Source organism: Caulobacter sp. D5 (genome assembly GCF_003185805.1).
In the GTDB taxonomy this organism is placed as follows: domain Bacteria; phylum Pseudomonadota; class Alphaproteobacteria; order Caulobacterales; family Caulobacteraceae; genus Caulobacter.
Window position 1 is genome coordinate 1 of sequence record NZ_QHJY01000336.1, and the last position, 3,899, is coordinate 3,899.

The 3,899-nt window shown below is 71.4% G+C and carries 5 protein-coding genes and 1 pseudogene; 2 read left to right on the plus strand and 4 right to left on the minus strand.

Annotated features, from left to right (window positions below):
• Nucleotides 1-430 (minus strand): very short patch repair endonuclease (locus DMC18_RS19965; protein ID WP_110133242.1); only part of this gene is annotated, 430 nt, incomplete at its 3' end.
• Between the two features lie 23 nt (nt 431-453).
• On the opposite strand from DMC18_RS19965, the pseudogene DMC18_RS27040 reads away from it, so the two are divergent.
• A pseudogene (locus tag DMC18_RS27040) lies at nt 454-558 on the plus strand (hypothetical protein); the annotation flags it as partial.
• 41 nt (nt 559-599) lie between these two features.
• On the opposite strand, the gene cysK reads toward DMC18_RS27040, so the two are convergent.
• Entirely contained in the window at nt 600-1,586 is a 987-nt protein-coding gene (gene cysK / locus DMC18_RS19970; protein ID WP_110117705.1) for a cysteine synthase A, read from the minus strand.
• A 77-nt stretch (nt 1,587-1,663) separates the two neighbouring features.
• Entirely contained in the window at nt 1,664-2,791 is a 1,128-nt protein-coding gene (locus DMC18_RS19975) for a DNA cytosine methyltransferase (RefSeq protein ID WP_110133243.1), read from the minus strand.
• Nucleotides 2,792-2,839: 48 nt separating this feature from the next.
• Here DMC18_RS19975 and DMC18_RS19980 point away from each other — a divergent pair, with 48 nt between their 5' ends.
• The gene (locus DMC18_RS19980; RefSeq protein ID WP_110117704.1) at nt 2,840-3,316 is read left to right on the plus strand and encodes a COG3650 family protein; all 477 of its coding nucleotides are present in this window, start codon (nt 2,840-2,842) and stop codon (nt 3,314-3,316) included.
• 197 nt (nt 3,317-3,513) lie between these two features.
• On the opposite strand, the gene DMC18_RS26675 is transcribed toward DMC18_RS19980, so the two are convergent.
• Nucleotides 3,514-3,651 (minus strand): hypothetical protein, encoded by a 138-nt coding sequence (locus DMC18_RS26675; RefSeq protein WP_199228285.1) that lies wholly within the window; start codon nt 3,649-3,651, stop codon nt 3,514-3,516.
• Nucleotides 3,652-3,899 lie beyond the last annotated feature (248 nt).

A 3,899-nucleotide genomic window follows, 5' to 3' on the forward strand; every position in this document is an offset into this window, starting at 1 on the left:
GGGAGAGGTGAGCTTGGTTCAGGGAGAGGTTTTCCTTGAGTCGCTCCACCAGCGCGGCCTCGTCCTTCATCTGGCATTCCCAGATCGTCTCGACCCGCCAGCCGGCCTCGACCAGCGCGGCCTCGTTCCTGACGTCGCGGGCCTTGTTCCTCGCCACCTTGGCCAGCCAGTAGTCGCGATTGGCCTTGGGCACCCGCGCGCCCCGCGCGCAGTCGTGGCCGTGCCAGAAGCAGCCGTGCACGAAGAACACCAGCTTCCTCCCCGGCATGACGAGGTCGGGCGAGCCGGGTAGATCCTTGCGGTGCAGGCGGTAGCGCGCGCCGAGAGCGGTGAGCAGCCGGCGCAGGGCGAGCTCGGGCGTGGTGCCCTTGCTCTTCACCCGGGCCATGACGGCCGAGCGCTTGGCCGGATCGAAGACGTCGGTGGTCATCGTAAGGGAACGCGGGGGAGGGGCTGCATGCCCTCCGTCGCGCCAAAATCAGTCGTCATCCCGGCCGCAGCGAAGCGGAGAGCCGGGACCCAGGGGCAGCCGCAATGCGCCGGCCCCTGGGTCCCGGATAAGCCCTGCGGGCTTTCCGGGATGACGAGCATGAGGGGCCCTACAGCCCTTCGAACAGGGCCGTCGACAGGTAGCGTTCGGCGAAGCTGGGGATGATCGCCACGATCAGCTTGCCGGCGTATTCGTCGCGCAGGGCCAGGTCGAAGGCGGCGGTCAGGGCCGCGCCCGAGCTGATGCCGACGGTCAGGCCTTCGGTCGAGGCGGCCTTGCGGGCCATGGCGAAGGCGTCGTCGTTGCTGACCTGGACGATGTCGTCGATGACGCCGCGGTCCAGGATACCCGGCACGAAGCCGGCGCCGATGCCCTGGATCTTGTGCGGGCCGGGCTGGCCGCCCGACAGCACGGCCGAGGCTTCCGGCTCGACGGCCACCATCTTCAGGCCCGGCTTGCGGGCCTTCAGCACCTGGCCGACGCCGCTGATCGTGCCGCCGGTGCCGACGCCCGAGACCACGGCGTCCACGGCGCCGGCCGTGTCGTTCCAGATCTCTTCGGCGGTCGAGACCCGGTGGATCAGCGGGTTGGCGGTATTCTCGAACTGCTGGGGCATCACCGCGCCGGGGGTGGCCTCGACGATCTCCTGGGCGCGGGCGACGGCGCCGCGCATGCCCTTTTCGGCCGGGGTCAGCTCCAGCTTGGCGCCGAGCAGCAGCAGCATCTTGCGGCGCTCGATCGACATGCTCTCGGGCATCACCAGGGTCAGCTTGTAGCCCTTGGCCGCGGCCACGAAGGCCAGGGCGATGCCGGTGTTGCCGCTGGTCGGCTCGACGATCGAACCGCCGGGCTTCAGCACGCCCTTGGCTTCCAGATACTCGACCATGGCCACGCCGATGCGGTCCTTGACCGAGGCCAGCGGGTTGAAGAACTCGAGCTTGGCCACGACCTCGCCCTTGGGCTTCAGCTCGGCCGTCAGGCGCGGCAGGCGGATGATCGGGGTGTCGCCGACGGTGTCGAGGATGGAGTCGTAGATCTTGCCCCGGCCGGCGCGCTTGAAGCGCGCGGCGTCGTACAGGCTGGAAGCGTCGTCCATGATGGTCTCTCGGAGCGTTGAAATTCGGCCCTTGGGTGATCTCCACCTTAAGCCGTGGGGTTTTGCGTGTCAGCGACCTATTCGGCCGCCAGGGCCGCAGATTTCCTGGTCGCGAGCGGAGTCAGCAGGTGCTCGGCCAGCCAGCGCACGGCCGGGGCCGCCACGCCGTCGCCGATCACGTGCAGGCCGGCCGTGGCGCTCTTGGGCAGGGCGTAGCTGTCGGGCAGGCCCATCAGCCTGGCCCCTTCGCGCGGCGTGACCAGGCGCGAGCGCACCACGCCCTTGTCGATCACCAGCAGGGTCTGCCGCGAAGAGCCGCCGCGCGGGGTGCGCAGGCATCCGGCCAGACCGTCGAAGCGCACTTCCGCCCTTTGTTCGCCGCCGCGCATCCGCCGGAACACGCCGCCGACGGCCCGCTCTCCCGAGGCGATCCGGGCGTCGACCGAGGCGCGGTGGGCCGGGGCCATCAGGTCCAGCAGGGCGGCGGTGGCTTCCTCGCCGCGCCACTCGACGGCGTCGTCGGGCTCCAGCACGGTGGACAGGTCGGTGTTGCGGGCCGGCGGGGCGGGCAGGGCCCACCACAGCCAGCGGTCCTTCAGGGCCTGGGGCAGGCGGGCGGCGGCCTCGCGCACGGCGCGGCTGTGGAACGGCCCCTGGCCGGTCAGGCCCTCGGTCGGCGCCCGGGTGGCCACCACGAACACGCGGGGCCGCGACTGCGGGGTGAAGCTGGCCGCGTCGATCTCCAGCGCCCCGAAGTGGTAGCCCTGATCGGCCAGAGCCTGGCACAGGGCGGTGAAGTCCTCGCCGCGGTGCGAGGTCAGGAGGCCGACCACGTTCTCGATGACGATGGTGGTCGGGGCGCGGCCCTCGGCGTCCAACGCCTCGATCAACCGCCAGAAGCCGAAGAACGCCGACGAGCGCCCGCCGTGCAGGCCCGCCCGCGCGCCGGCCAGGCTGAAGTCCTGGCAGGGGCTCGAGGCCCAGGCGAGGTCCGCCTGCCCGGGCAGGTCGGCCGCCTCCAGCTTGAAGACGTCGCCGGTGTGGAAGTGATCCTCCGCGTCGGCGAAGTTGGCGCGGTAGGTCTGGGCCTTCACCGGGTCGAAATCGTTGGCGAAGGCGCAGGTCCAGCCTTCGCCGAGGCCGATGCGGGCCATGCCGCCGCCGGCGAAGAATTCGTAGAAGACGGGGGCGGCGTTGTGATTCATCGTACCCCGTAGACTAGCTTGAGCCGCCGCTTCGAGGATAGCGCCCGCATGATGCGTTTAACCGTCATCGCTGCTCTTTGCCTGGCTCTGGGCTTGGCCCTGGCCGGGTGCGGCGACGGGCCGATGGGCCAGTCCGAGGGCGCCAGCGCCGCGCCGGCCGACGCCCCGACGAGCGTGGGTCCCGACTATGGCGGCGATTTCGACCTCGTCGGGACCGAGCCGTTCTGGAGCGGCCGCATCCGCGAGGGCGGGCTTCTGCTGGATCGCATGGAGGGCGGCGCGGTCACCCTGCCCAATCCCGGGGTGCGCATCGACGGCGAGCAGGGCGTCTGGGACGCCGAGCAGCCGGCCGCCGAGCCCGGCGCCGCCAGCCACCGCCTGGTCTTCCGCCTGACGCCCCAGCCCTGCTCCGACGGCATGTCCGACCGCGCCTTCAGCCACGCCGCCGAGGTCTGGATCGACGGCGCGACCCTGAAGGGCTGCGCGGGCAGGGTCGAGGAGCTGGAGAAGCAGGGGCGGCCGTGAGGCCCCCTCCGTCGTCATCCCGGGCGAAGGACCGCGCAGCGGTCCGCAGACCCGGGACCCAGGGGACCGGGCTCCGCGGTCAGGCTTGACGCCCTTTCGGTCGCCGACGCCTTGCGCCGGCCCCTGGGTCCCGGCTCTCCGCGCTGCGCGCTACGGCCGGGATGACGAAAGAGGGGAGGGGCGTCGCCCGGGCAGCCTCAGCTGCCCTTGATGTCAATCGTCTCGATCTGCGACTGGCTGGCCTGCGCCTTGTGCTGGCGGCCGGGGGTGGGCAGCAGCAGGCCGACGGCGATGGCCGCGACGATGGCGAGAGCGATGAGGGCCTTGGCGGCCATGGTGTTTCGGGTCCGTTGCGGGTCTGAAAATCCAGCGCCCGTGACCGTCATATGGTTCCGCCGGGGCCGCTTGCAAGGGCGGCGGAGAACGCGGTTTTGCGACCCTCTCCCTGAAGGGAGAGGTGGCCGCGAAGCGGACGGAGAGGGAAGTTGCTGCAAGCTGGCCGGCGCCGCGGCGGCTGAAAACGGCCCCCCTCCGGCCCTTCGGGCCACCTCCCCCAGAGGGGGAGGATCTCACAGCCGCCCGC

Bases quoted from the DNA above. Each gene is read 5' to 3' on its own strand.
- cysK (WP_110117705.1), bottom strand. From the start codon at position 1,586: ATGGACGACGCTTCCAGCCTGTACGACGCCGCGCGCTTCAAGCGCGCC.
- DMC18_RS19975 (WP_110133243.1), bottom strand. From the start codon at position 2,791: ATGAATCACAACGCCGCCCCCGTCTTCTACGAATTCTTCGCCGGCGGC.
- DMC18_RS19980 (WP_110117704.1), top strand. From the start codon at position 2,840: ATGATGCGTTTAACCGTCATCGCTGCTCTTTGCCTGGCTCTGGGCTTG.
- DMC18_RS26675 (WP_199228285.1), bottom strand. From the start codon at position 3,651: ATGGCCGCCAAGGCCCTCATCGCTCTCGCCATCGTCGCGGCCATCGCC.